Source organism: Pseudomonas sp. YuFO8 (assembly GCF_035065025.1).
Classification (GTDB): Bacteria; Pseudomonadota; Gammaproteobacteria; order Pseudomonadales; family Pseudomonadaceae; genus Aquipseudomonas; species Aquipseudomonas putida_AE.
Genome location: NZ_JAXDEQ010000008.1, coordinates 162,805 through 187,630 on the forward strand (window position 1 = coordinate 162,805; position 24,826 = coordinate 187,630).

Below are 24,826 nucleotides of genomic sequence, written 5' to 3' on the forward strand. Positions count from 1 at the left end.
GACCACGGCCTAGGACGCCAGCAAGAAAACCCGCGCAACGCTACACCAACACCCCCAACTCCTTCGCCCTGGCCACCGCCTGCGTGCGCCGCTCTACCCCCAGCTTGCTGTTGATATGGCTGGCATGGGTTTTCACCGTATGCAGGGAAATGAACAGCTGGTCGCTGATCTCCTGATTCGAGCAGCCTTGGGCAATCAGGCGCAGGACGGCCATTTCCCGGGTGCTGAGTTGTTCCGAGGCGGGAGTGGGTTCCGGTGTCGGGCGAGAGGCCACGGCCGGAAGTTTTTCTGAGAGGTCCCGGGAAACCGTGGTCGGCGTGCAGAGTAGAAGTTGTCCGCGCAGCCAGTCCGGGTGCTCGGCCAATAGCCCTTCGAAGGGTTGCAACACGCCCCCGGCTGCGGCGTCCAGCGCCTGGATTAGCGCCTTGCGGGCCTCCGGTTCGCGTCCGCTGCCCAACAACAACGAAACCTTTTGCGTCAGCGCCATGGCACTGAGCATCTGCCGACCGGTTTGCTGGCCATTTTCCAGCAGCGTATTCAAACGCCCTTCGGCCAGCATCGGCTGGTTCTGGATTGCCTCCAGCAACGCTTGCTGCAATTCGATATGCAGCGGCAGTTGCGGATGGAATTCCGGGGGTGCGGCCGGCTGCTCGCCGTTGTAGGTCTGACCCAATCGGGTCAACCAGGCTTGCGCCAGGTCGGTACGCCCCTGGGCCAGCCAGAGTTCGCATTTGACCAGGGTGATCATCGCCAGGTAGTAGATCGGCGGCACGTCCCAGATGTGCATCAGCCGTTCCGCTTCGGCGAGTTCGGCAAAGGCCTTGGCGAACTCGCCGCTGCTGCCTTCGAGCCGGGCGATCACGCAATGGCCGATCAGCACGCTGATGTCGCGACAGGCACGGGCCTCGCTCAAGCCGGCCTGCAAGCGCAACCGTGCGGCTTGGGGTTGCAGGCGCACGGCCAACAGAAAACCCTCGTACAGCGTCAGTCGGGCGCGTACGGCAAAGAGCCTCTGCGCAGGCAAGCCCTGCAGGCGTTGCAGCCCTTGGCGGACTTCATCCAGCGAACGCAGCACTTCACCCCGCGCCTGCAATACTCGAGCGCGGTCGTAGTGCGCCAACGCCTCGAACAGCGGATTACCAACCCGTTGCGCCAGCTCCAGGGACTCGCGGTTCAAATTCCTCGCACGCCACATGTCGCCATCAGCAATGGCCAGGTTGGACAGGGTCGAGAGGCACACCAAGCGCTGGCCATAACGCTTGCACGGCAGGCTCTCCAGCGCTTCGGTGCAATAGCGTATCGTCAGTTCGCGGTTACCGCGCCCGCGCGCGATGATCCCGCTCAAGGCCAGCCATTGCGCCAGCATCGACTTTTGCGCGGTGGCCGACGGCGCCGGCAGGAAGCGGCTCAGGTGGCTGGCCAGCTCCTCGGCGGCGTCCAACTGGCAAGCCAGTCCCAACGCCCAGCTATAGAGCACGATCAAGCGCGGGGTGCTGATCAGCAGGCTATCGGGCAGGTCCATTTTCCAGCGCAGCAACATGCCGACGTTCTGTTCGGCCAGCAGTTGTTCTTCGGAAAGGTTCTGCACCAGGTTGGCCGCAACGTCCAAATGTCCTGCCCGCAACGCCTGCTCGACCGCCTCATCGAGCAGGCCCTGAGCATTGAACCAGCGACAGGCGCGCAGGTGCAGGCTGGCCGCCGGCACCATCGACTGCGCGCCGGGCCGGGTGCGCAGCAGATCGGAAAACAGATGGTGGTAACGATACCAGTGGCCGTGCTCGTCCAGCGGCACCAGGAACACCTGGTGGGCCGCCAGGAAGCTGAGGATGGCGGCACTGTCATGTGCGTCGCGAACGGCGTCGCAAAGCTCGCTGCAAAAGCGCTCCTGGGGGGCGGTGTCGTAGAGGAAGGCTTGTACTTCGGCCGGCAGGCAATCGATTACCTCTTCGAGCAAGTAGTCGCGGATCAGCCCTTCCCCGCCGTGCAGCGCCTGGGGCAATGCGCCCTGGGTGCCCGCCTCGGAGGCCGCCAGCAACCAGAAGCGCAGGCCGGCCACCCAGCCTTCGCTGCGCTGGATCAGGTTTTCCAGCGCCTCGCCACGCAAGGAACTGCTGTGCCGATCGAGCAGGCTCAAGGCTTCATCGTGGGTCAGGCGCAGGTCCTGCTCATGCAGCTCCAGCAGCTGGCGCGACAGGCGCAATCGCGCCAGGTGCCAGTCTGGACGCTGGCGGCTGGTGACCATCACCAGCAAGCCATCGGGCAGGTGATTGAGGAAAAACTGCAGGCAGCGATCGAGTACGGGGCCCTGGGCCAGGTGATAGTCATCGAGCACCAGCAAGAGCGGGGTGGCCGTCGACAGGTGCACGGCCAGTTCGTCGAGCAGCCCGTCCAGCCATTCTTCGAAGGCGAACGGTTGATGCCGCTGGCGCATTTTCAACAAACCGAGGGACTGCCTGCCCAATTGTGGAAAGAAGTCCTGTAGGCCTTCGAGCAAGCGCTCGAGGAATCGGCCCGGGTCGCTGTCTCGCGGACTCAACCCCAGCCAGAGGCTTTGCCAGTGACCCGGCAGCGCCTGGCAGAACTCCACCGCCAACGAACTCTTGCCGAACCCGGCCGGTGCGCTGACCAGCAGCAACCTGCCACCCAAGCCTGCGCTCAAGCGCTCGCACAGGCGTGGGCGCAACACATGGCCGTCGGGCAATGGCGGTCGGAAAAAGCGCCCGTCCAGCGCGGCGACAGCGACGCTTGCAGGACCGGGTGGTGGGGACAGATCAGTCATGGCCGGCTCTTGTTTGAATTGCGGGTGGCGGCGTTGCAGATGTCCGCAGACTAGCGGTAAACGATGAGGGAATGAAGGTTATTGCTACAAATGGCTACAAAAACTCTAAACACTGTAGGAGCGAGCTTGCTCCGGGCGGCGTTCCGACGAGTAACCAGAGAGCGCCGCGGGCTGCCTGGTTTCAAGCGTTATCGTTGACGACCATCGCGAGCAAGCTCGCTCCTACAGAAAAAAAAACGCCCCGAACCAGTCGGGGCGTTTTTCCAGAGGATGCGGCCTCAGGTCAGTGCACGTTAGCGAACACCATCCTGGCGCAACGCCGCCGGGGTGAAGTCGCTGGTGGTGGCGGTGAAGCCGAAGTCATACGCCGACTTCTCTTCGTTCTTCATGCCCAGCGCCAGGTAGCGACCCGATTGCAGGTCGTACAGGGTTTCCAGGGCGTACCACGGCACTTGCTTGTCGTAGTAGTTCTCGGCATGCGCCTCGGCAACGCGCCACAGTTGGTTGCGGCCGTCGTAGTGGTCGATCACTGCGGCCTGCCAGGTGTCTTCGTCGATGTAGAAGTCACGCTTGGCGTAGATGTGACGCTGGCCTTCCTTCAGGGTTGCAACCACATGCCAGACCCGGCGCAGCTCGTAGCGAGCCAGGTCCTGGTTGATATGGCCGGCCTTGATGATGTCGGTGTACTTGAGCTTCGGATCGTCGAGCTTGTAGGCGTCGGAGGCGATGTACATCTCTTTCTTGCCTTCGAGTTTCCAGTCGTAACGATCCGGCGCACCGTTGTACATGTCCAGGTTGTCGGAGGTACGCAAGCCATCGGCAGCGGTACCCGGCCCGTCATAGGACACTTGTGGCGCACGACGCACACGACGCTGACCGGCGTTGTAGACCCACGCCGAACGCGGTTCCTTGACCTGGTCGAGGGTTTCGTGAACCAGCAGCACACCACCGGCCAGACGTGCCGGCGCGGTCACTTTCTGCTTGAAGTAGAACAGGATGTTGCCCGGGTTCGCCGGATCGTAATCCTTCATCTTGTCACGGAACACGAACTGGTCCTGGAAGTACACCAGGCTGAACGAGCCGTTCGGCTGTGGCGTGGCCTGGGTCACGAGACGGGTCACGCTGCCGCCGCGATAGCGGGTGATGTGGTTCCAGATCACTTCGACGCCGCTTTTCGGAATCGGGAACGGTATGGCGGTTTCGAAGTTCTCCAGGCCGTTACCACCGGACACCAGATTGGTCTTGGTGGCGTTGCGCTTGATGGCGGCGAACACGTCATCCGGCACGGTTGCACCGCGATGGGAGGTGTAGACCGGCATCTTGAAGGTTTCCGGGTAGCGCTTGAACATCGCGTACTGACCCGGGGCGAGCTTGTCCTTGTACTGGTCGACGTTCTGCGCCGTGATGGTGAACAGCGGTTTTTCGCTGGCGTACGGATTGGACAGGAAACCCTTGCTGTCGACGGTACCGGCGTTCTTCGGCATGGGTTTCCAGGCCGGGATCGAACCGTCGGCATTACCGGCCATTTCGGCGCCCATCGGGGTCAGGCTCTTGCCCAGCTTGTCCGCTTCGGCCGCCGGGACCGCTGCCATGACACCGGTCGCCAGCAGCGAAAGCCCCAGGACACTGGCGTGGAACAGACTCTTGGTTATTTTCATGTGTATGTGCTCGTCCTGAAAATAGAGTGCTTAGAAGTTCACGCCGAAGCTGAGCGCAACGAAGTCGCGGTCATCCACGGTGGTGTACTTGCCGTCGAAGAAGTTGGTGTACGCCAGGCTTGCGGTGTAGGTGTTCTGGTACTCGGCATCGACACCCAGGCTGACCGCTTTGCGACCTTCCTCGAAGTTGCCGCCAGGACCAGGCGAGTAACCTTCCACGTCGTGGGACCAGGCCACGTTCGGCTTGAGGTTCACACCGGCGAATACGTCGTTGTATTCCCAGATGGCACGACCGCGGTAACCCCAGGAGTTGGCCGTGGTGAAGCCGTCGTTTTCGCAGTAGCGACTGACGTTGTTTTGCGGACCGCCTGCCAAGGTACCGCTGTTCAAGGTCACGCACTGGTTGTTTGGCAATGGGCCAGGGCCGTAGCTCGGGTCACGGCCGTAACGTGCCTTGGAATTGCTTTCCAGGCCGCCAACGTGGGTCCAGCCGACTTCACCCACCAGGGTCAGACGCTCGGCGCCCATCACCTGGTCGAAGAAGTGGGTCAGGGTCGATTGCAGCTGGGTCACTTCCTTGCGGCGATAACCTTGTTGATCCTGCCCTGGGGTGCCCTGGAGCACGGACACGTTAGGGTTCAGCGGCGTCAGGCCGGAGAAGAGGATGTCGGTGGTGTTGAGCTGGACCGGAGCGTTCGGACGGTAGCTGAGTTCACCACTCCACGCGGTGCCTGTCGGCAAGGTGGTGGAGAAGCTCAAGCCGTACAGGCGGATATCCTCAGGGTATTCGACGTAGTAGCTGGAGTTACCGGCCACCACCAACGGCAGCAAGGTCGGTGCCAGGCCCGCCGCGACACCCAGGGGTACGCCGTTGCCCACCAGGCCGCCCACCAGGCCTGCGCCACTGTAGGCGCTCGCCGGGGCCCCGTGACCACTGAAAATCGGCGCACGGCTGTGGTAGTTCATGAAGTAGGCACCGAATTCGGTGTCCAGCGGATCGAACATGTACTTGAAGGAAACACCGAATTGACCGCTGTCACGGGCATCGCGATCCGGGCCACGACGCACGATCACGCCTTCATCCGGGTTACCCCAGGTCACGCCCCGGGCCCCGAGGGTGTTGATCGCGGCATTGCGCAATCCGGCTGGCAGCCCAGCCGCCGCCAGGGCGCTGTTGAGGCCGTTCTGGGTGCGCAGTACCGCCAGGTTATTGTCGCAACCATCGGCGATCACGTCCGGTTGCGAGAAGAAGGTGCCGCAGTTGTCGGCGACCGTCTGGTCCCATTCGATCTGGTAGAAGGCTTCGGTGGAGAGGTTCTCGGTCAGGCTCTGGGACACGTAGAACATGTTGACCGGAATCAGGCCTTCCTTGATCTCGGCACCGGGACGACGGAATGCGGACACATCGATCGGGTTGATCGAGTTGATGCCGCCGCCGATGAAGGTACTTTCACCCCAGCTCACCACTTGCTTGCCCAGACGTACCGAACCTGGCTGATCGGCAATGGCGTAGTTGTGGTAGACGAAGGCGTCGAGGATCTGGCCGCCAGATGACTTGGCGCCTTCCTTGCGATTGTCGTCGCTGATGTCCTTGAACGGGCGGCTCTCGTCCTTGAGCTCGAAGTCGTACCAGTATTTGCCACGGACGAAAATGCCGGTGTCGCCATACTTCAACTCAAGGTCATGGATACCCTTGAAGATTTTCGAGAAGGTTTCACCGCTTTTGAAGTTCAGGTGACCGTCATCGGAAGTCTGGGACAGGCCGCGGCCGCCGTTGTTGACGCCGATGAGGTTTTTGTTGGCGCTTTCAGTAGACCAACTCGCGCCGATCGACAGGGAAGAGTCGAACTGACCTTCGATTTCACCGATGTTGAAACTGACGCCGAATGCAGGCCCGGCGAGCGTAGAGGCAAGGCTGACGGCCAGAGGCAGTTTAGCCCGGCGCCAGAACTGGTTTACTGATGTCATCGACGCTACTCCATGTGCATTTTATTGTTATGGCAAATAGCACTTCTAAAAACGCTTGGATAACAGGGAGCCATGGCTTCCCAAAGTCACTCCAAAGTTGCATCGCCCCGGTTTGTGCGTTTGCTCCGTTCTTAAAAATCCTTGAGCGGACTATAGCCAGCAGGTAGTACTGCTTGATCCCTCTAAAGTGTGATTTAAGCCTGCCGACCACTCTGGAACAGTCCTTTGCCAAGCCGACAGGTGTCGGCACGGCAAGAATGGCTGAAAATTCGGATTTGACAAGCCAAGCGCTTGCTTGGTGGGGCTGGCGTGCCCTTTCGGGCACGCCAGGGGACGCTTAAAGCGTCGAGAGGAAGGTGCTGTTGTTGGCCTGCCATTCGGTGATGTCGACGCGAATTCGCTTCTTGTCGAGCTTACCGACACTGGTCTTGGGAATTTCAGTAACAAGGGCGATCTGACTCGGAATCGCCCACTTGCTCAGGTGCCCCAATTCCACGAACGGCTTGAGGTGCTCCTTGAGTTCCCGGGCACCGATGGCATGGCCCTCGCGCAGCACCAGCAAGGCAAACGGCCGCTCGCCCCACTGCGGATCGGCAATCCCCACCACTGCTACTTCGCGTACCGCCGCGTGGCGACTGATCAGGTCTTCGAGGTCCAGGGAGGAGATCCACTCACCGCCGGTCTTGATCACGTCCTTTATCCGGTCGCGAATATCGATCACCCCCATGCTGTCCAGCGTCGCCACGTCGCCGGTGTGCAGCCAGCCACCGGCCCAGAGTTCGGCGCCCTTCTGCGGCTCGTTGAAATAGCCCTCGGTCAGCCACGGCGCGCGCAACACCAGTTCGCCTTGGGTTTCGCCATCGGCGGGCAGGAAGTTGCCTTCGGTGTCGACGATCGCCGCCTCCACCAACGGCCCTGGCACGCCGGCCTTGATCCGGTAGGTGGTGCGTTCGTCCTCGGAACCGGCCATCAGTTCGTCATTGAGGTGCGCGCAGGACACCAGCGGCCCGGTCTCCGACATGCCGTAGGCGGCGGTCAACTGAATGCCCTTGGCTTTCGCGGCATCGTACAGCGCACGGTTGAGCGCGCTGCCACCGATGACGATTTTCCAACCGCCGAAGTCGATGTCCTGGGCCGCCTTGGCGTTGAGGACCATTTGCAGGATGGTCGGCACGCAGTGCGAGAAAGTGACCTTTTCCTTGCGCCACAGCTCCACCAGGTACTCCGGATCGTAGCGCCCCGGATACACCTGCTTGAGCCCGAGCATGGTCGCCACATAGGGCAGGCCCCAGGCATGCACGTGGAACATCGGCGTGATGGGCATGTACACGTCGCTGGTACCCAACAGGCGCACGCTGTCGATCGAACCCATGATCGTCGAGACACCCATGGTGTGCAGAACCAGTTGGCGATGGGTGAAGTACACGCCCTTGGGGTTGCCGGTGGTGCCCGTGGTGTAGAACGTGGTCGCCACCGAGTTTTCGTCGAAGTCCTGGAAGTCGTACTGCGGGCTTGCCGCGGCCAGCAATTGCTCGTACTCACCGATGAGGTTCGGCAGGTCGGCGGTCTTTTCCGGCAGGTCGGTCAGGAGCAGGGTTTTCTCGACCGTGGTCAGGTTCCCGGCGATCGCGTTGTACAGGCCGACGAATTCGCTGTTGACCAGGACAAAGCGGTCTTCGGCGTGATTCATGGTGTAGAGGATCTGCTCCGGCGACAGGCGCACGTTGATGGTGTGGATCACCGCGCCGATCATCGGAATGGCAAACATGCATTCCAGGTATCGGTGGCTGTCCCAATCCATCACCGCCACGGTATCCCCGGGCTTGACCCCGGCGGCCGTCAGCACGTTGGCCAGGCGTGCGACCCGTTCGATCAGGGTCGGATAGCTATAGCGCAACTGATCGCGGTAAACGATCTCGCGGGTTTTCTCATAACGCGCGCCGGACATCAGCAGCCGTTTGATCAGCAGCGGAAACTGGTAAGCGCCTTCGGCTGGGGGGATAACGCGAGTCTGCAACATAAGAATCCCTTTTCTGACTACTCGGTCGAGGCTGTAGAGAGTAAGCACTGTAGTGCCCCTGATCGCCAGCCAAATCAGCCAAAGGGATGATTTGCAGAGCCGCACGGATGCTAGCGTTGCGCCAGCATCCATGGGGAATTGTGGACGGTTACGCTCAATGCATTTCGGTAAACGCCAGTTTCACGCCAATGGCGATCAACACCGCGCCCATGGTCCGGTCGAACCAATGCCCCATGCGGGCGAAACCGGCGCGCACGCGCTGCTGGCTGAACAGCATGGCCACCAGGCAGAACCAGATCGCCGTGGCCACCGCCAGGTACACCCCGTAACCGGCCTGCACGGCTAGCGGTGTATGCGGATTGATCACCACGGTGAACAGTGACAGGAAAAACAGCGTGGCTTTCGGGTTCAGGCCATTGGTCACGAACCCCGAAGTGAAGGCGCCGCGCGCGGTGCGCTCGCCGGCTTCCTGGTGCAGATCATCTGTCACGGCCTTGGCCGGTTGCGCCCGCAGTGCCTTGAAGCCGATGTACAGCAGGTAAGCGGCGGCGGCCCACTTCAATGCGTTGAACAAGACGATCGACTGGGACACGATCAGGCCGATGCCCAGCAGCGAGTAGCCAACGTGCAGGAAAATCGCCGAACCGACGCCAAGGGCTGTCCAGGTGCCAGCGCGACGGCCATGGGTCACGCTTTCCCGTACCACCACGGCAAAGTCCGGGCCGGGGCTGGCCACGGCCAGCAGGTGAATCAGCGCAACGGTCAAGAATTCGGTCCAGTACATTGGGGCTCCTTAAGGTCAAGCGTAACTATTTATTTCATCTGGTAGGCTCGGCAGATTACGCCTTCAGTTCATTGCACAAAAGGTACAGTTGATGACGAACATTCACCGCGCTGTTTTCCTCGACCACCCCTCCCTGGACCTGGGCGATCTCGATCTCAGCCCGCTGCGCGAAGTTTTCAGCGAACTGCAGTTGTTCAACCAGACCCTGCCCGACCAAGTGATCGAGCACCTCAAGGGCGCCAGCGTCGCCATCACCAACAAGATCCAGATCAACGCGGCCGCCATCGCTGCCAGCCCCGAGCTGAAACTGATCCTGATCGCCGCCACCGGCACCAACAACGTCGACCTCGCGGCCGCCCGCGCCCACGGGATCACCGTGTGCAACTGCCAGGGGTACGGCACGCCATCGGTGGCGCAACACACGATCATGCTGCTGCTCAACCTGGCCACGCGCCTGGCCGACTACCAGAAAGCCGTCGGTGAAGGGCGCTGGCAACAGGCCAAACAGTTCTGCCTGCTGGATTATCCAATCGTCGAACTGCAAGGCAAAACCCTCGGCCTGCTCGGTCACGGCGAATTGGGCGGCGCCGTCGCGCGCCTGGCCGAGGCGTTTGGCATGCGCGTGCTGCTGGGCCAGATCCCGGGTCGCCCTGCCCGCCCCGACCGCTTGCCGCTGGATCAACTGCTGCCGCAAATCGACGCATTGACCCTGCACTGCCCGCTCAACGAACACACCCGTCACTTCATCGGCGCCCGTGAACTGGCCTCCATGAAGCCCGGCGCGTTCGTGGTCAACACCGCCCGCGGCGGCCTGATCGACGAGCAGGCACTGGCCGATGCCTTGCGCAACGGCCACCTGGGCGGTGCCGCCACCGACGTGCTGAGCGTCGAGCCGCCGGTCAACGGCAATCCCCTGCTGGCCCAGGACATCCCACGCCTGATCGTCACCCCGCACAACGCCTGGGGCAGTCGCGAAGCGCGGCAACGAATTGTTGGCCAATTGACCGAAAACGCCCAGGGCTACATCAGCGGTAAGGCGCTGCGGGTCGTCAGTTGATAAACTGCGGCACTTTTTTTCACAGGAGCAGTTATGGATCCGCGCAGTGAAGTACTGCTTCGTCAGGCTGAATTATTCCAGGGCTCGGTGTTGTTGGCCGGCCTGCCCGCCGACGACTTGCTGGGCCGCCTGCCCGACGCCCACGGCTGGAGTTGGCACGCCGGCGATCAGGCCGCGCTGGATGCGCGCTTCGCCGAGCGCAGCCATTTTGGCGTTGACGCGCCTGAGCGCGCGTTCGATAGCGCCGTGGTGTTTCTGCCCAAGTCCAAGGACCTGACCGATTACATCCTCAACGCCCTCGCCTCTCGGCTGGCCGGCCGCGAGCTGTACCTGGTCGGTGAGAAAAAAAGCGGCATCGAAGGCGCCGCCAAGCAGTTGAACCCGTTTGGCAAGCCACGCAAGCTCGACAGTGCGCGGCATTGCCAGCTGTGGCTGGTCACCGTAGCCAACGCACCAGAGGCCAAACCCCTGGAAAGCCTGGCCCAGACCTATGAATTGCCGCTGGCCGAAGGCCCGTTGAAGGTCATCAGCCTGCCGGGCGTGTTCAGCCACGGTCGACTGGATCGCGGCAGTGCTTTGTTGCTGGAACACCTGGATAAACTGCCCAGCGGCCACTTGCTGGACTTCGGTTGCGGCGCCGGGGTGCTGGGTGCGGCGGTAAAACGCCGTTATCCGCACAACCAGGTCACCTTGCTCGATGTCGATGCCTTTGCCGCTGCCAGCAGTCGCCTGACCCTGGCGGCCAATGGTCTTGAAGCGGAGGTCATTACCGGTGACGGTATCGACGCGGCACCCATGGGTTTGAGCGCAATCCTGAGCAACCCACCCTTCCATGTCGGTGTGCATACCGATTACTACGCGACGGAAAACCTGCTACGAAAAGCGGCCAAACATCTGAAAAACGGTGGCGAACTACGGCTCGTAGCCAACAGTTTCCTGAAGTACCAACCGCTGATCGAAGAGCACCTCGGGGTCTGCGCGATCAAGGCCGAAGGACAGGGTTTTCGCATCTACCGCGCAAAACGCGGATAGAAATTTGCACTTGCCTAATGGATTTTGCCTAGGCAGAATCCGCTCCGTCCTAGGGGAGTAGTCTCCCACGAGCGCCATGCTCGTCCGGCATGCGTCAACATACTTGGTCCTCAGGCCATGGCGCATGCGACCCAAGCATCCACATCAGATGGATCGCAGGGTTTGACAAGACCTATGACACGAACACCTTACCCGGGGCGGGAAGGCTGTACGTGTCATAGCCGTGTCGACCCGCCCCTTAGGAAAACCCCTGATGCTGGATTCACTACTGGTACCCACCGCAATCGTTGCCTTGGCCGAAATCGGCGACAAGACGCAACTGCTCGCGCTCATTCTCGCTGCCCGCTTTCGCAAACCCTGGCCGATCATCGCCGGCATCGTCGCCGCGACCCTGGCCAACCATGCGGCAGCCGGTGCGGTAGGCGCCTGGGTGGGCAGTTTCTTCTCGGATACGATGCTGCACTGGATCCTCGCGGCGAGCTTCGCCGCCACCGCCCTGTGGACCCTGGTGCCGGACAAGATGGACGATGACGAAGCCAGCACCGCGCGCAAGTTCGGACCGTTCCTGACCACGTTGATCGCGTTCTTCCTCGCCGAAATCGGCGACAAGACCCAGATCGCGACCGTGATGCTCGCCGCGCAATACCCGGAGCTGTGGCTGGTGATCATCGGCACCACCCTGGGCATGCTGATTGCCAACGTGCCGGTGGTTCTGGCGGGTAATTTTGCGGCGGACAAACTGCCATTGACGCTGATCCGTCGACTGGCGGCGTCGGCGTTTTTCATCCTGGCGATTGTCGCGGTGTACAAGGCGATGCAGAGCAGCGGGTGGGTTTGACGCAGTAGGTCGACAGACCGCGTTATCGTTCATCGCCAGCAGGCTGGCTCTCACAATTGGAATGCATTCCCCTGTGGGAGCCAGCCTGCTGGCGATGAGGCCCTTACAGACGATGAATCAACATCAGGATTTCTTGGCCTGCTCATAAAGCGGCATGACTTTCGGAATCGCCGCCTGCAACGATGCAATCCGGCTCGAGGACGCCGGGTGAGTGCTCATGAACTCCGGCGGCGAACCTTCCGACGCCTTGGCCATCTTGTTCCACAAGGTGATCGCGGCGTTCGGGTTGTAGCCGGCACGCGCGGCCAGTTCGAGGCCTATCAGGTCCGCCTCGTTTTCATTGGCGCGGCTGTTCGGCAAGGTCATGCCGTAGTTCGCCACGGTATCCGCCAGCGCCAGGCTGTCCTGACCCAGGCCGAACAAGGCACCAGCGCCCTGCTTGGCCATTTCGATGCCATAGGCCTTGGACATCGCTTCACGACCGTGCTCGCGCAGGGCGTGGGCGATTTCGTGGCCGAGGATGGCGGCGATTTCGTCGTCGGTCAGCTTCAGGCTGTCCATCAGGCCGGTGTAGAAAATGATCTTGCCGCCAGGCCCGCAGTTGGCGTTGAGTTCATCGCTCTTGATCAGATTGACTTCCCATTTCCACTGGGCCGAATCCGGGCGGAAGACCGGCGCCTGCGCAATCAGTCGATCGGAAATCACCTGGATGCGCTTGGCATCGCTACTGGTCTTGTCCAGCACGCCCTGGCCGCTCGCCTCACCCACCGTCTTTTGATAGGACTGGGCGTACATCTGATTGACCTCATCCGTGGACAGCATGCTGAACATGTATTGCTTGCGCTCGACACCGACGGCGCCACCGCTGGTGGTGTTGACCGACTGACAGCCGGCGAGCAGCAGCGCTGCGCTCAGTGCACCTACAACGAAAATCTTGCTCATTGAAAAACTCCATGAAAACTGCCGCCTATCCTAGGCGTGGAAATGTATCGACGCCAGATACACAGGAGATAAGACGCCTTTTTCAGGCAAAGCTCTCACCAACACAGGAAAAATTAACCCGGAGTAAGACACTCCGGCCCATTGAGCTTCGGGTCATTGACCATGTTGGCCAGCACCCGCTCGCGCAACGCCGCGGGCTCGCTGGCGAGCAGGGCTTGCAGGGCATGCAGCGGCGTCTCGGGGTCGAGCCACGCGGCCTGCCCCGCCTCATCGAGAATCAACGGCCGGCGCTGACTGGCCGCCGGTTGCGTGATCACCGCCGTGCTCAGCCACACCTGCTCCTGCACCGGGTACGCCTCCCAGATGGCGGCGAAAAACAGCGACGAACCCTCACCCGGCGTCAGCCAGTACGGACGCTTGCGCGTGGTGCCGCGCCATTCATAGAAACCGTTGGCCGGCAGCAGGCAGCGGCGCTGACGCAGGGCCTCGCGAAACATGGGTTGCTCGGCAACGGTTTCGGCCCGGGCATGGGCCGGGGTGCGGGACAGGTCGGTCAGCCATGGTGGTGTCAGGCCCCAGCGGGCACGGGCCAGCTCACGCTGGCCGTCCTGGCCTGCGCGCAGCATCAGCACCGAATCGTTGGGTGAAATGTTCCACTGGGCCTGTTGATCGGCCGGAAAACCTGGCAGGGTCGCGAAGTCGCGATTCCAGCGAAACAGGGCATAACGTCCACACATGGGGTAGCACGACTCTTGATCAAACGAACGCCAGCCTAACAGACCAGCGTGCCGGGAAAGCTCTCCGGTTCATCGCCGGACAGCGGCAGCGCAGCATTGTACGCGGTGATCAGCTCACGGGCGTATTCGGCCTGGTCATTCTCCACCGCCAGGCCCAGCAGGCCGAAGATCGGCAATTCCCCTGTGGCGCCCACCAGGTCGCGGCCCACCAGATGCGCTTCGACGCCCTCGCTGGCGAGCATGCCTTGCAACAACTCGCCTTCCATCAGGTTTTCCGGTTCGTAGATGCGCTGCATGGGTGCCCCTCACTCGTTTTCGCTGAAGACTTCCAGAAACCAGTCCTCTCCATGAACCTGCAACACGAACGTGATCGGCCGACAACAGACCTGGCAGTCCTCGATATAGGTCTGATCGCCAGCGGACAAGTCCACAGTCGTCTCGACTGTTTCACCACAATACGGGCATTCATACTGCGCAGTTTCCAGCATCGCGGTCTCCCAGGTGACTTGTGCGTATAATCGCCGGTCTATTTGCAGGGCTATTTTTGTCTGGACTACTTTTTCAGACCGTACCCTGCTGGTTTTCGATCAAAACCTTTACTTACCCTAGCCGTTTCTAACAAGAGAGCATGATGGGCGAATTCGATGCCATCCGACCTTACGACGATAGCGAAGTCCCAGCGGTGCTGGCGCGACTGCTCGGCGACAAGGCGTTTCTAGATATCCTCACCCACTTCCGCTTCCCGCGTTTCGCCGGCGCCTTGGGCTGGGCGCTCAAACCTCTTATAGCTCATCGGCTGCGCCGCGAGTTCGCTGGCATCACCTCGGTGGCCACTTTGCAGGACAAGGTCGAGTACTACGTCGACCACACCATCGAGCGAGCCACGGACGGTGTGACGTACACCGGCGTGGAGCAGTTCAAGTCCGGCAGCGCCTATCTGTTCATCGCCAACCACCGTGACATCGTGATGGACCCGGCCTTCGTCAATTACGCCGTGTACCACGCCGGCCTGCCGACCCCGCGCATCGCCATCGGCGACAATCTGCTGCAGAAGCCCTTTGTCAGCGACCTGATGCGCCTGAACAAGAGCTTTATCGTGCACCGCTCGATCACCGGTCGGCGCGAGAAGATGGCGGCGTACCAACTGCTGTCGGCGTACATCAACCATTCGATCCGCAACGATTGCGCCTCGATCTGGATCGCCCAGGCCGAAGGCCGGGCCAAGGATGGTGACGACCGCACCGAGTCGGCGATCCTCAAGATGTTCCACATGAGCCGCAAGGACGAGCCGTTCGGTGAAGTCATCCGCTCGCTGAACCTGACCCCCGTGTCGATCAGCTACGAGTACGATCCATGCGACCAGGCCAAGGCCCGCGAACTCTACATCCGCGCCACCACCGGCAGCTACACCAAGGCTGCGGGCGAGGATGACGTGAGCATCGCCAAGGGCATCACCGGCTACAAGGGTCGGGTGCACGTGAACTTTGCGGCGCCCATCACCGAGCTGTTCGAAGACACCAAGCAATTGGCGGTCGAGATGGACAAGCAGATCCTCGGCGGTTACCGCCTGTTCCCGGTGCACTACCTGGCCTACGCCCAATGGCAGGATGCCGACCCGCAACTGCAGGTGCCAAGGGCCAGCGAGATATTCCCGGCCGAGGAACTGGCCAAGGCCCAGGAACAATGGCAGCAACGTCTGGACGCCTGCCCCGAGGAACATCGCCCGTTCCTGGTTCTGCAATACGCGACGCCGGTGCGCAATCAGTATCGGGTCAAGGCTGGATTGCCGCTTTAACGGCGGATACGACAACGGCGCCTTCGGGCGCCGTTTTTTATTGCTTTGCCCTGTAGGAGCTGCCGCAGGCTGCGATCTTTTGCTTCTAGACCTGGGTGCTGATCCACGACACCAGCAACGCCAGCCCCATGCAGGCAAAGCCGAAGCGGTAGAAAAACCTGTTCATGCGCAGGGTGGCCCAATCCAGCGTCGGCTCCTGGTTTGGACTGCTCTGGCGCTGCGACTGCAGACTGGCCATCGCGCGCTGTTCGCGGCGGCGGGTGGCGTGCAGCAACCAACTGCCCGGAAAGGCCAGCAGCAAGGCCAACAGATTGATCAATTTGGCGGGATGGGCGGTAAACAGCGTCATCAAATGCAGCGACATCACAAACCTCAAACGTAACCGGGGCGGCAGGCACCGGACAGGTGACCGCGGGCGAATTCTACCGAAAGCCTGGGCGCCTGCCCCTGCCTTTGCGACAAATAACGAATCAAATGACCAATGGCCATGAAAAAGCCCGGGACCATTGCTGGCGCCGGGCTTTCGGCATCAGGCGAACCTTTACTCGCCGAGCACCTGACCCACGGTCGGGTCCTTGAACAAGCGGGTCAAGGCATCGCTCAACACGTCGCTGACCAGCTTGGTGTTGGTTTCCTGGTTCGGCGCCATGCCGAAACGCTGGTCCAGGGAGGCGCCATAACGGCCGCTGTAGCGACGGTTGGCATTTTGCACATCGGAGCGGAAGGTCGCGCCAATGGTTGCCTCGGTCACGTACATGCCTTCTTTGGGCGACTGGTACTTCAACTCGGCCAGGGTCACGGTGATCTGTGGCGCGTTCGCCGCATTGGCGGTCGGGGTGAAGCCCAGCAAGCGCACGGCCGCTTCGGCCTGCGCCTGCAGTTTCGGCAGGATCTGCGCGCCCTGCACGGTAATCGCGCTGGTTTCCGGGTACAGGCCGCCACGGGTACCCAGGGTTGGCGACGGACGTCCGTCGACCACGCGCACCACCACCGGCTGGCCGTGGCCGACCGGCGCCAGTTGCGCCGTCAGCTTGGGTTCCGGGTTCAGTTGTTGCGGGCTGTGGGCGCAGCCGACCAACGTCAAGCTGGTCACAGTGATCAAACCGAACAACAGGCGTTGCAACATACTCTTCTCTCCAGAATCAGGCACTAACAGGCCCGCAGTATAGCGGTGCGCCGCTGCAGCGAACCAGCGCAACCATTGAGGAAAGTTCTGACAAATCTTTCAGAATCGGCTGCCTGTCACGCATCTGTCATCGCCCATACACTTGCGCGTCACGGCTCACTGCCATTCTCCACCGCAGTCACCCACAAGGTACTTCGCCATGCGCTTTCTCGTTTCGCTGTTCGCCCCACGCCCACGGCACCGCAGCTTTGCCCTGCTCGACAGCAACGGCCATTGCCAGGCATTCAAGCAGTGCAGCCTACAGCCCATGGGCGATGGTTGGGTCGAAATCGAAGAAATTCGCCTCAACTGGCTGCAGCAACCCCTGCCCGCCAGTGCCCGCGTCAGCCAGCATCCACCTCGCTCACGGGTGCAACAGTTGCTGGCGACCTGACCAGACGCCTAATAAAAGTCATTAAACACGACCAATTCCCTGCGTTTCTTCGCTACAATCTCCCCCCGATTATAAGGACGTCTCCTGATCGGGCCTCGCAGCATCGTCAATGCTTCGGTTTTGGCACCCCGCACCGCCCACAGAGAGCCGCCCACACAGATCGAGTGAAGCTGGCGCGCTTGCTGTTCCTCAAGCACAACCACCGCTTTTCGCGAATCTGCAGAGCTGTCATTACGCTCGGTCACTGAGCTGTTTGCCCGTATTGCCCGCCATGAATGTCCTGGCGGCAGACGTTCCGGGCGCGGTGCCAGGCTGGGACAGCCCTTTTTTGAGGTTCACGTCTTCAAAAGAGCGTGAAAAAAACGGGTTTTCACAACTTCACAAGAGTGTGGCGAGCAAATGAATAGTTTTGCGTCTGAATATGCACCATTAGCGTCCAGTACAGCCCAACGACACAGGACCGAGTACACCTCGAATACCGGAGCCTGAAGCCTGTCCGCTACGGATTTGGTTGCACAAGCGGATGTATCGACCATAAGTCGAATTGCCAGTCGCCCGTTGAAATGAGTTCATAGGACTCTTAGTAGACCCGGCCGGTAGCATCCGTCGAAGTTGCGAAAAATTGCGAAGATTCGGACATGGCGATACTGCCATGAGTTTGAGGGGCATCACTGACTCGCCCCGGAACGCCTGGCAGCCATGCCGACAATTTGGTGCTGCAGATTTTGGAGACGCGTTAAATGGCGCATAACGAAGCAGTCGACGTAGTACTGGTTGGGGCCGGCATCATGAGTGCCACCCTTGCAGTACTGCTCAAAGAGCTCGACCCCGCGATCAAGCTGGAAGTCGTCGAGCTGATGGATTCCGGTGCCGCGGAGAGTTCCAACCCGTGGAACAACGCCGGTACCGGTCACGCCGGCCTGTGCGAGCTGAACTACACGCCGCAGGCTGCCGATGGCACCGTCGACATCAAGAAAGCCGTGCACATCAACACCCAGTTCGAGGTGTCGAAGCAGTTCTGGTCGTACCTGACCAAGAAAGGCACGTTCGGCTCGTGCAAATCGTTTATCAGCCCGGTGCCACACCTGAGTTTCGTGCAGGGCGAGAGCGGCGTGTCCTTCCTCAAGGAACGCTTCAACGTGCTGCATAAGCACCACGCCTTCGCTGACATGGAATACACCGAAGACAAGGCGACAATGGCAGAGTGGATGCCATTGATGATGCCTGGGCGCGACCCTGGCGAAACCCTCGCCGCCACCCGCGTGATCAACGGTACCGACGTCAACTTCGGCGCCCTGACCAACCAGTTGCTCAAGCACCTGACCAGCGCCCCCGATGCCCAGGTCAAGTACTGCAAGCGCGTGACCGGCCTCAAGCGCAACAACGGCGGCTGGACTGTCAGCATCAAGGACGTCAACAGCGGCAACAGCCGTGAAGTCGACGCCAAGTTCGTCTTCCTCGGCGCCGGTGGTGCGGCATTGCCGCTGCTGCAGGCTTCGGGCATCGAAGAGAGCAAAGGCTTCGGCGGTTTCCCGATCAGTGGCCAATGGCTGCGCTGCGACAACCCTGAAGTGGTCAAGCACCACCAGGCCAAGGTCTACAGCCAGGCGGCCGTAGGCTCGCCACCGATGTCCGTACCGCACCTGGACACCCGTGTCGTCGATGGCAAGAAATCCCTGCTGTTCGGACCTTACGCCGGCTTCACCACCAAGTTCCTCAAGCACGGCTCCTTCATGGACCTGCCGCTGTCGGTTCGCGCCGGCAACATCGGCCCGATGCTGGCGGTGGCAAAAAACAACATGGACCTGACCAAGTACCTGGTCAGCGAAGTGATGCAGTCGATGGAGCAGCGCCTGGAGTCCCTGCGTCGCTTCTACCCTGAAGCGAAAGCCGAAGACTGGCGCCTGGAAGTGGCCGGCCAACGGGTACAGATCATCAAGAAAGACCCGAAAAAAGGCGGCGTCCTGCAATTCGGTACCGAACTGGTCGCGGCCAAGGACGGCTCCCTTGCTGCCCTGCTCGGTGCCTCGCCAGGTGCTTCGGTGACGGTTTCGATCATGCTCGAGCTGATCGAAAAATGCTTCCCGGGCAAAGCCAAGGGTGAGTGGGCTGCCAAATTGGCAGAGATCTTCCCGGCCCGCGAGAAAGTCCTGGAAACCGACGCTGCGCTGTATCGCAAGATCAACTCGCAGAACAACGTTGCCCTGGAACTGGTTGAAGAAAGCAGCGAGACCCCAAGCTTCGCTTGATTCGGCCGCATAAAAAACGCCCCGTCCATCCATGATGGCGGGGCGTTTTTTTATGCCTTTTTGTAGGAGCTGGCTTGCCAGCGAAAGGAGACGCCGCGGTATGCCAGTGACACCGCCTTCGCCGGCAAGCCGGCTCCTACAAGGGGCCCGATGTTTTACAGACGGTCAGCCGCGAGCCTTGTTGATCAACTCGATGTATTCCGGCGCATTGCGCTGATCCTGGATCAAGGCAACGAAATCATTGCCGTGCTCATCCTTGCCGTTCACGTCCAAACCTGCCTCGACGAAGAACGTCAGGAAACGCTCGAAGTCGTCGATCCGCAGGCCACGATAGGCCTTGATCAGCTTGTGCAGGGACGGGGAAGTCGCGTCGACCGGCTCGAAATCGAGGAACAACTTGATCTGCTCATCGCCGATCTCGTCACCAATCACTTGTTTCTTATCTTTACGCATTGCCGACTCCAGCTCGCAGACATTTCACGGGGCGGGCAGTTTACCCCTGCGCGGGCGCCGGGCTCAACGCGGACGAACAGCCCCGGTGTGCAGATCGGCCCAGATGTGGCCGTTGGCGTAGCTGAGAAACTGGCAATACACCGTGTCGTTGCGCAACAAGTCGATGACCACCCGGTACTGGGCCAGCGGGTAATAAAGCGTCAGGGTCTTGCTCTTGTCGTCGTACAGTGGCTTCTTCAGGCTTTTGCTTTCGCCATCGAAATTGACCAGTACCTGATTGATGGTCGCGCCCTTGTTCAAGGGTTTGCCCTTGAGGCGAATCATCAGCGGCGAGGTGACAGGGATCGGCTGCTGGCTGGACTGGCGCTGACTGCCGACCACCACCGAATATTCGGTGACTTGCAGCAGTTGTTGCTGCTCGGGTTCGGCATCACGCAGGGTCAGGTCGTCCGGCGGTAAAAATTGACTGTGCATCGGTGCCGGGGCGGCGGCCAAGGGCAGGCTGAGGGACAGCAACAGGGCGGCACAGCAGCGGATCGAACGGCTCATGACAGGCTCCGGAATCGGGGCCGTGCACTCTAGCATGGGCGGATGAAAGTGAGTCTGTGAACACAACCCCCTGTGGGAGCGGGCTTGCTCGCGAAGACGGCGTGTCAGTCGACATCAACGCAGCTTACACACCGCTTTCGCGAGCAAGCTCGCTCCTACAGTTGGAGAATCAATCGAATTGCGCGCGCATCCAGGCCTGATACTCGGCAACACCGGGTTCGCCTTCACGCGGTGCCCAGTGCGCCAGCTCACCTTCGCCCACCGGACGATAGGGACCCGCCTTGCACTCGAACATCAGGCTGTCGGCTTCGAGCACCACCAGGCCATGGAACACACCGGTCGGCAAATCCACGCCGACGCAGTCGCCGCCAGCCTGCAGGATCTGCTTTTTCACCACTGCGCCAGCCTCGTCGAAAATCAACAGCCCAAGCCGTCCCTTCAGGACCAGCAAGGTCTCGGCCTTGTTTTCACCCAGGTGGCGGTGCGGCGGAATATAGGTGCTCGGTTGCAGACCCACCGCCATCCGGTGGCAGGCGTCTTCCATCTGGTGGAAGTTGTGATGCTGGCGCCCACGGGGATTGGCCACGGCTTTCTCGGCCAATTCAGTGAACAGCGTTTGATCAAGAAAGCTCGGTGTGGCCATTACTTACATTCCTTTAACGGCAAAAATCCCGTTGGCGTTACGCCAGTAGCCTTTGTAGTCCATGCCGTAGCCAAAGATGTAACGGTCGATGCACGGCAGGCCGACGAAATCGGCCTTCAGGTCCGGACGAGCCTTGCGGTCGTGGTCCTTGTCGATCAGCACGGCGGTGTGCACTTTACGCGCGCCAGCGTGCTTGCAGAAGTCAATGATAGCGCCGAGGGTATGACCTTCGTCGAGGATGTCGTCGATGATCAGCACGTCACGGTCGATGAACGAAATTTCCGGCTTGGCTTTCCAGAACAGCTCGCCGCCGCTGGTTTCGTTGCGATAGCGGGTGGCGTGCAGGTAGGACGCTTCCAGCGGGAATTGCAGGTGGGTGAGCAGTTTGCCGGCGAAAATCAGGCCGCCGTTCATCACGCAGAACACCACCGGGTTGCTGTCCGCCAGTTGATCGTTGATGTGTGCACCGACGCGGGCGATGGCTGCCTCGACTTCAGCTTCGGTGTACAGGCAGTCAGCCTCTCGCATGATTTGACGGATATGCTCGAGATCAGCGGACATGGCGCTCTCCTGGGGGGTGGTATCGGGGGGACTAAGTGCGGAAAAGCGGGCAAAGGTACGCATCCTGCGAGGCCAGATCAAGCGTTTGTGGACTAACGTACTTTATGTCTATAGGACATCACCCTCGGATAGATTAATCTAGGCCGGTTTTTTTGCCCGCCGCCGGAGCCTTTCCCATGCCCATCCTCGAGATCCGCCACCCGCTGATCCGCCACAAACTCGGCCTGATGCGCCGCGCAGACATCAGCACCAAGAATTTCCGCGAGCTCGCTCAGGAAGTCGGTGCCCTGCTGACCTATGAAGCCACCAAGGACCTGCCGCTGGAAACCTACGACATCGAAGGTTGGTGCGGCACTGTGTCGGTGGAGAAAATCGCCGGCAAGAAGATTACCGTCGTACCGATCCTGCGCGCCGGTATCGGCATGCTCGAAGGCGTGCTCAGCCTGATCCCGGGCGCCAAGGTCAGCGCCGTGGGCGTGGCCCGCAACGAGGAAACCCTCGAAGCCCACACCTACCTCGAGAAACTGGTGCCGGAAATCGACGAACGCCTGGCCATGATCATCGACCCGATGCTCGCCACCGGCGGCTCGATGGTTGCCACCATCGACCTGTTGAAAAAAGCCGGCTGCAAGGACATCCGCGCCATGGTGCTGGTCGCTGCACCCGAAGGTATCGCCGTGGTCGAGAAAGCTCACCCGGACGTGATCATCTACACCGCTTCGATCGACCAGAAACTCAACGAACACGGTTACATCATCCCGGGCCTGGGCGATGCTGGCGACAAGATCTTCGGCACCAAGCAGAAGGACGCGTAAGCATGCAGCAAGAGTTCAACGATCCGCTCTGGCGCACGGTGCTGTCTGGCGCCCAGATGCTGTTCGTGGCCTTCGGCGCCCTGGTGTTGATGCCGCTGATCACGGGGCTCGACCCCAACGTGGCACTGTTTACCGCAGGCTTGGGGACAATTCTGTTCCAGGTCGTCACCGGGCGCCAGGTGCCGGTATTCCTGGCGTCGAGCTTCGCCTTCATCACCCCGATCATTCTCGCCAAGGGCCAGTTCGGCCTCGCCGCGACCATGGGCGGCGTGATGGCAGCCGGTTTTGTCTATACCTTCCTCGGCCTGGCCGTGAAAATCAAAGGCACCGGCTTCATCGACCGCCTGCTGCCGCCGGTGGTGATTGGTCCGGTGATCATCTCCATTGGCCTGGCCATGGCGCCGATCGCCGCCAACATGGCGATGGGCAAGGCCGGTGACGGCAGTGAACTGATTCATTACCAGACGGCAATGCTGATCTCGATGCCAGCCTTGCTGACCACCCTGATCGTCGCGGTGTTCGGCAAAGGCATTTTCCGCCTGGTGCCGATCATCTCCGGCGTGCTGGTGGGCTTTGGCATGGCGTTCTACTTTGGCGTGGTCGACACCGCGAAGATTGCGGCGGCCCCCTGGTTCGCCATTCCGCACTTCACCGCTCCGGAATTCAACTGGCAGGCGATCCTGTTCATCGTTCCGGTGGCCCTGGCCCCGGCCATCGAGCACATCGGCGGCGTGATCGCCGTGGGTAGCGTGACCGGTCGCGACTACCTGAAAAAGCCTGGCCTGCACCGCACCCTGCTGGGCGACGGCATTGCCACCACTGCCGCGGGCCTGTTCGGCGGTCCACCCAACACCACCTACGCCGAAGTCACCGGCGCGGTGATGCTGACCAAGAACTACAACCCGAAAATCATGACCTGGGCAGCGATCTTCGCCATCAGCCTGGCGTTCATCGGCAAATTCGGTGCGCTGCTGCAAAGCATTCCGGTGCCGGTGATGGGCGGGATTCTCTGCCTGTTGTTCGGCTCGATTGCGGCCGTGGGGATGAACACGCTGATTCGCCACAAGATCGACCTGGGCGAAGCGCGCAACCTGGTGATCGTCTCGGTGACCCTGGTGTTCGGTATTGGCGGCGTACTGGTCGGTACGGGCACAGGCCCGGACGACTTCGGCCTCAAAGGCATCGCGCTGTGCGCGGTGGTGGCGATTGCGCTGAACCTGATCCTGCCGGGCAATGACAGCTGGAAGCACAAGAAGGCGGATGAGCCGCTGATCTAAGGCAGCCTTGAGGACGCCATCGCGGGCAAGCCACGCTCCTACAAGAGCGTGGCTTGCTGGCGATGGATGCTTTTAAAGCACCAACGGTGCCCGCTCGCACAACGCACTCAACGCCTTCGCCCACTGCGGGTCATCGTTGAGGCACGGCACCAGCACCAACTCCTCTCCCCCCGCTTCGCGGAACTGCTCCAGCCCGCGATCGCCGATCTCTTCCAGGGTCTCGATGCAATCGGCCACGAAGGCCGGGCACATCACCAGCACTTTCTTCACGCCGCTTTTGCCGAGCTCATCCAGGCGCGCTTCGGTGTAGGGCTCGATCCATTTGGCTCGCCCCAGGCGCGACTGGAACGACACCGACCATTTGCCATCCGGCAACCCCAGGCGCTTGGCGAACTCGGATGCCGTGCGCAGGCATTGGGCGCGGTAGCAGGTCATCAATACTGCTGGCGAAGCGTTCAGGCAGCAATTCTCGCCTCGCAAGCAATGGTGACCGGTAGGGTCGATCTTGGTCAGGTGCCGCTCCGGTAAACCGTGGAAACTCAACAGCAGGTGATCGTAATCCTGCAGCAAATACGGCTTGGCGCTGGCCACCAGGGCATCGAGGTATTCCGGTTGATCGTAGAACGGCTGGAGCACCGACAGTTGCACGTCGAGGTTTTTCTCACGCAGCACGCGCTTGGCTTCCTCGATCACCGTGGTGGTGGTGCTGTCGGCGAACTGTGGATAAAGCGGTGCCAGGGTGATCCGCTTATGCCCTTGGGCTGCCAGGCGCACCAGTGCCGACTCGATCGACGGCTCACCGTAACGCATCGCCAACTCCACCGGGCCATGGTGCCACTGCGCAGTCATTGCCTCTTGCAGGCGACGGCTGAGCACCACCAGCGGCGAACCCTCGTCCCACCAGATCGACGCGTAGGCATGCGCCGACTGCTCGGGACGCTTGATCAGGATCAGCGACACCAGCAAGCGCCGCAGCGGCCATGGCAGGTCGATGACGTACGGGTCCATCAGAAACTGATTGAGGTAGCGGCGCACGTCCGCCACCGAAGTGGAGGCCGGTGAGCCCAGGTTGACCAGAAGCAACGGGTGATCGGTCATGCAACGTCCTAT

24 protein-coding genes and 1 riboswitch are annotated in these 24,826 nt (G+C 61.1%); of the genes, 8 read left to right on the top strand and 16 right to left on the bottom strand.

Annotation, left to right across the window (positions count from 1 at the left end; genetic code table 11):
• Nucleotides 1–40: 40 nt before the first annotated feature.
• From SOP95_RS09975 to SOP95_RS09995, 5 genes are all read right to left on the bottom strand, one after another.
• Complete coding sequence (locus tag SOP95_RS09975; RefSeq protein ID WP_323606965.1) at nucleotides 41–2,779, bottom strand: LuxR C-terminal-related transcriptional regulator; 2,739 nt, start codon at nucleotides 2,777–2,779, stop codon at nucleotides 41–43.
• Nucleotides 2,780–3,072: 293 nt separating this feature from the next.
• Entirely contained in the window at nucleotides 3,073–4,437 is a 1,365-nt protein-coding gene (locus SOP95_RS09980) for a DUF1329 domain-containing protein (protein ID WP_323606966.1), read from the bottom strand.
• Nucleotides 4,438–4,467: 30 nt separating this feature from the next.
• On the bottom strand, nucleotides 4,468–6,405 hold the full coding sequence (locus SOP95_RS09985; RefSeq protein ID WP_323606968.1) for a DUF1302 domain-containing protein: 1,938 nt from the start codon (nucleotides 6,403–6,405) through the stop codon (nucleotides 4,468–4,470).
• A 337-nt stretch (nucleotides 6,406–6,742) separates the two neighbouring features.
• Nucleotides 6,743–8,425 (bottom strand): fatty acid--CoA ligase, encoded by a 1,683-nt coding sequence (locus SOP95_RS09990; RefSeq protein WP_323606970.1) that lies wholly within the window; start codon nucleotides 8,423–8,425, stop codon nucleotides 6,743–6,745.
• A 154-nt stretch (nucleotides 8,426–8,579) separates the two neighbouring features.
• A complete protein-coding gene (locus SOP95_RS09995; RefSeq protein WP_323606972.1) occupies nucleotides 8,580–9,209 on the bottom strand; it encodes a LysE family translocator in 630 nt (209 codons plus the stop codon).
• Between the two features lie 91 nt (nucleotides 9,210–9,300).
• Between SOP95_RS09995 and SOP95_RS10000 the strand changes: the two genes are divergently transcribed.
• From SOP95_RS10000 to SOP95_RS10010, 3 genes are all read left to right on the top strand, one after another.
• Nucleotides 9,301–10,266: a 2-hydroxyacid dehydrogenase gene (locus SOP95_RS10000; protein ID WP_323606974.1), complete on the top strand. Its 966-nt coding sequence runs from the start codon at nucleotides 9,301–9,303 to the stop codon at nucleotides 10,264–10,266.
• A 33-nt stretch (nucleotides 10,267–10,299) separates the two neighbouring features.
• A complete protein-coding gene (locus SOP95_RS10005; protein ID WP_323606975.1) occupies nucleotides 10,300–11,298 on the top strand; it encodes a class I SAM-dependent methyltransferase in 999 nt (332 codons plus the stop codon).
• A 39-nt stretch (nucleotides 11,299–11,337) separates the two neighbouring features.
• Nucleotides 11,338–11,462: riboswitch (yybP-ykoY riboswitch) on the top strand.
• An 89-nt stretch (nucleotides 11,463–11,551) separates the two neighbouring features.
• Nucleotides 11,552–12,136, top strand: coding sequence for a TMEM165/GDT1 family protein (locus tag SOP95_RS10010; protein WP_008016665.1), 585 nt, complete (start codon nucleotides 11,552–11,554; stop codon nucleotides 12,134–12,136).
• Between the two features lie 123 nt (nucleotides 12,137–12,259).
• Here SOP95_RS10010 and SOP95_RS10015 read toward each other — a convergent pair whose 3' ends face one another.
• The 4 genes from SOP95_RS10015 to SOP95_RS10030 form a co-directional block, all read right to left on the bottom strand.
• Complete coding sequence (locus tag SOP95_RS10015; RefSeq protein ID WP_274074186.1) at nucleotides 12,260–13,078, bottom strand: M48 family metallopeptidase; 819 nt, start codon at nucleotides 13,076–13,078, stop codon at nucleotides 12,260–12,262.
• A gap of 113 nt (nucleotides 13,079–13,191) precedes the next feature.
• The gene (locus tag SOP95_RS10020; RefSeq protein ID WP_046818982.1) at nucleotides 13,192–13,815 is read right to left on the bottom strand and encodes an SOS response-associated peptidase; all 624 of its coding nucleotides are present in this window, start codon (nucleotides 13,813–13,815) and stop codon (nucleotides 13,192–13,194) included.
• A gap of 35 nt (nucleotides 13,816–13,850) precedes the next feature.
• Nucleotides 13,851–14,111, bottom strand: coding sequence for a putative signal transducing protein (locus SOP95_RS10025; RefSeq protein ID WP_274074185.1), 261 nt, complete (start codon nucleotides 14,109–14,111; stop codon nucleotides 13,851–13,853).
• 9 nt (nucleotides 14,112–14,120) lie between these two features.
• The gene (locus SOP95_RS10030) at nucleotides 14,121–14,303 is read right to left on the bottom strand and encodes a CPXCG motif-containing cysteine-rich protein (RefSeq protein ID WP_274074184.1); all 183 of its coding nucleotides are present in this window, start codon (nucleotides 14,301–14,303) and stop codon (nucleotides 14,121–14,123) included.
• A gap of 140 nt (nucleotides 14,304–14,443) precedes the next feature.
• Here SOP95_RS10030 and SOP95_RS10035 point away from each other — a divergent pair, with 140 nt between their 5' ends.
• A complete protein-coding gene (locus SOP95_RS10035; protein WP_323606978.1) occupies nucleotides 14,444–15,610 on the top strand; it encodes a 1-acyl-sn-glycerol-3-phosphate acyltransferase in 1,167 nt (388 codons plus the stop codon).
• Between the two features lie 85 nt (nucleotides 15,611–15,695).
• On the opposite strand, the gene SOP95_RS10040 is transcribed toward SOP95_RS10035, so the two are convergent.
• Both SOP95_RS10040 and SOP95_RS10045 read right to left on the bottom strand, forming a co-directional pair.
• Nucleotides 15,696–15,974, bottom strand: a complete 279-nt coding sequence (locus SOP95_RS10040; protein WP_323606981.1) for a hypothetical protein — start codon at nucleotides 15,972–15,974, stop codon at nucleotides 15,696–15,698.
• Between the two features lie 177 nt (nucleotides 15,975–16,151).
• Nucleotides 16,152–16,736 carry a YajG family lipoprotein gene (locus tag SOP95_RS10045; protein ID WP_056726255.1) on the bottom strand — a complete coding sequence of 195 codons (585 nt, stop codon included), beginning with the start codon at nucleotides 16,734–16,736 and terminating at the stop codon, nucleotides 16,152–16,154.
• Nucleotides 16,737–16,935: 199 nt separating this feature from the next.
• On the opposite strand from SOP95_RS10045, the gene SOP95_RS10050 reads away from it, so the two are divergent.
• Together SOP95_RS10050 and mqo are read left to right on the top strand one after the other, a co-directional pair.
• Nucleotides 16,936–17,169, top strand: coding sequence for a hypothetical protein (locus SOP95_RS10050; protein ID WP_274074181.1), 234 nt, complete (start codon nucleotides 16,936–16,938; stop codon nucleotides 17,167–17,169).
• 740 nt (nucleotides 17,170–17,909) lie between these two features.
• Nucleotides 17,910–19,418 (top strand): malate dehydrogenase (quinone), encoded by a 1,509-nt coding sequence (gene mqo / locus SOP95_RS10055; protein ID WP_323606983.1) that lies wholly within the window; start codon nucleotides 17,910–17,912, stop codon nucleotides 19,416–19,418.
• Between the two features lie 165 nt (nucleotides 19,419–19,583).
• Here the strand turns inward: mqo and SOP95_RS10060 are convergent, their stop codons facing one another.
• The 4 genes from SOP95_RS10060 to SOP95_RS10075 all read right to left on the bottom strand — a co-directional run bounded on the left by SOP95_RS10060 (nucleotide 19,584) and on the right by SOP95_RS10075 (nucleotide 21,624).
• Nucleotides 19,584–19,871 carry a PA4642 family protein gene (locus SOP95_RS10060; RefSeq protein ID WP_323606984.1) on the bottom strand — a complete coding sequence of 96 codons (288 nt, stop codon included), beginning with the start codon at nucleotides 19,869–19,871 and terminating at the stop codon, nucleotides 19,584–19,586.
• Between the two features lie 63 nt (nucleotides 19,872–19,934).
• The gene (locus tag SOP95_RS10065; protein WP_274074178.1) at nucleotides 19,935–20,420 is read right to left on the bottom strand and encodes a hypothetical protein; all 486 of its coding nucleotides are present in this window, start codon (nucleotides 20,418–20,420) and stop codon (nucleotides 19,935–19,937) included.
• A 169-nt stretch (nucleotides 20,421–20,589) separates the two neighbouring features.
• Entirely contained in the window at nucleotides 20,590–21,063 is a 474-nt protein-coding gene (locus tag SOP95_RS10070) for a WbuC family cupin fold metalloprotein (RefSeq protein ID WP_323606986.1), read from the bottom strand.
• Between the two features lie 3 nt (nucleotides 21,064–21,066).
• Nucleotides 21,067–21,624: a hypoxanthine-guanine phosphoribosyltransferase gene (locus SOP95_RS10075; RefSeq protein ID WP_274074176.1), complete on the bottom strand. Its 558-nt coding sequence runs from the start codon at nucleotides 21,622–21,624 to the stop codon at nucleotides 21,067–21,069.
• A gap of 176 nt (nucleotides 21,625–21,800) precedes the next feature.
• Here SOP95_RS10075 and upp point away from each other — a divergent pair, with 176 nt between their 5' ends.
• Both upp and SOP95_RS10085 read left to right on the top strand, forming a co-directional pair.
• The gene (upp, locus tag SOP95_RS10080) at nucleotides 21,801–22,439 is read left to right on the top strand and encodes a uracil phosphoribosyltransferase (protein ID WP_008060213.1); all 639 of its coding nucleotides are present in this window, start codon (nucleotides 21,801–21,803) and stop codon (nucleotides 22,437–22,439) included.
• 2 nt (nucleotides 22,440–22,441) lie between these two features.
• Nucleotides 22,442–23,716 (top strand): uracil-xanthine permease family protein, encoded by a 1,275-nt coding sequence (locus tag SOP95_RS10085; RefSeq protein ID WP_274074175.1) that lies wholly within the window; start codon nucleotides 22,442–22,444, stop codon nucleotides 23,714–23,716.
• A gap of 72 nt (nucleotides 23,717–23,788) precedes the next feature.
• Here SOP95_RS10085 and hemH read toward each other — a convergent pair whose 3' ends face one another.
• Complete coding sequence (hemH, locus tag SOP95_RS10090; RefSeq protein ID WP_323606988.1) at nucleotides 23,789–24,814, bottom strand: ferrochelatase; 1,026 nt, start codon at nucleotides 24,812–24,814, stop codon at nucleotides 23,789–23,791.
• Nucleotides 24,815–24,826 lie beyond the last annotated feature (12 nt).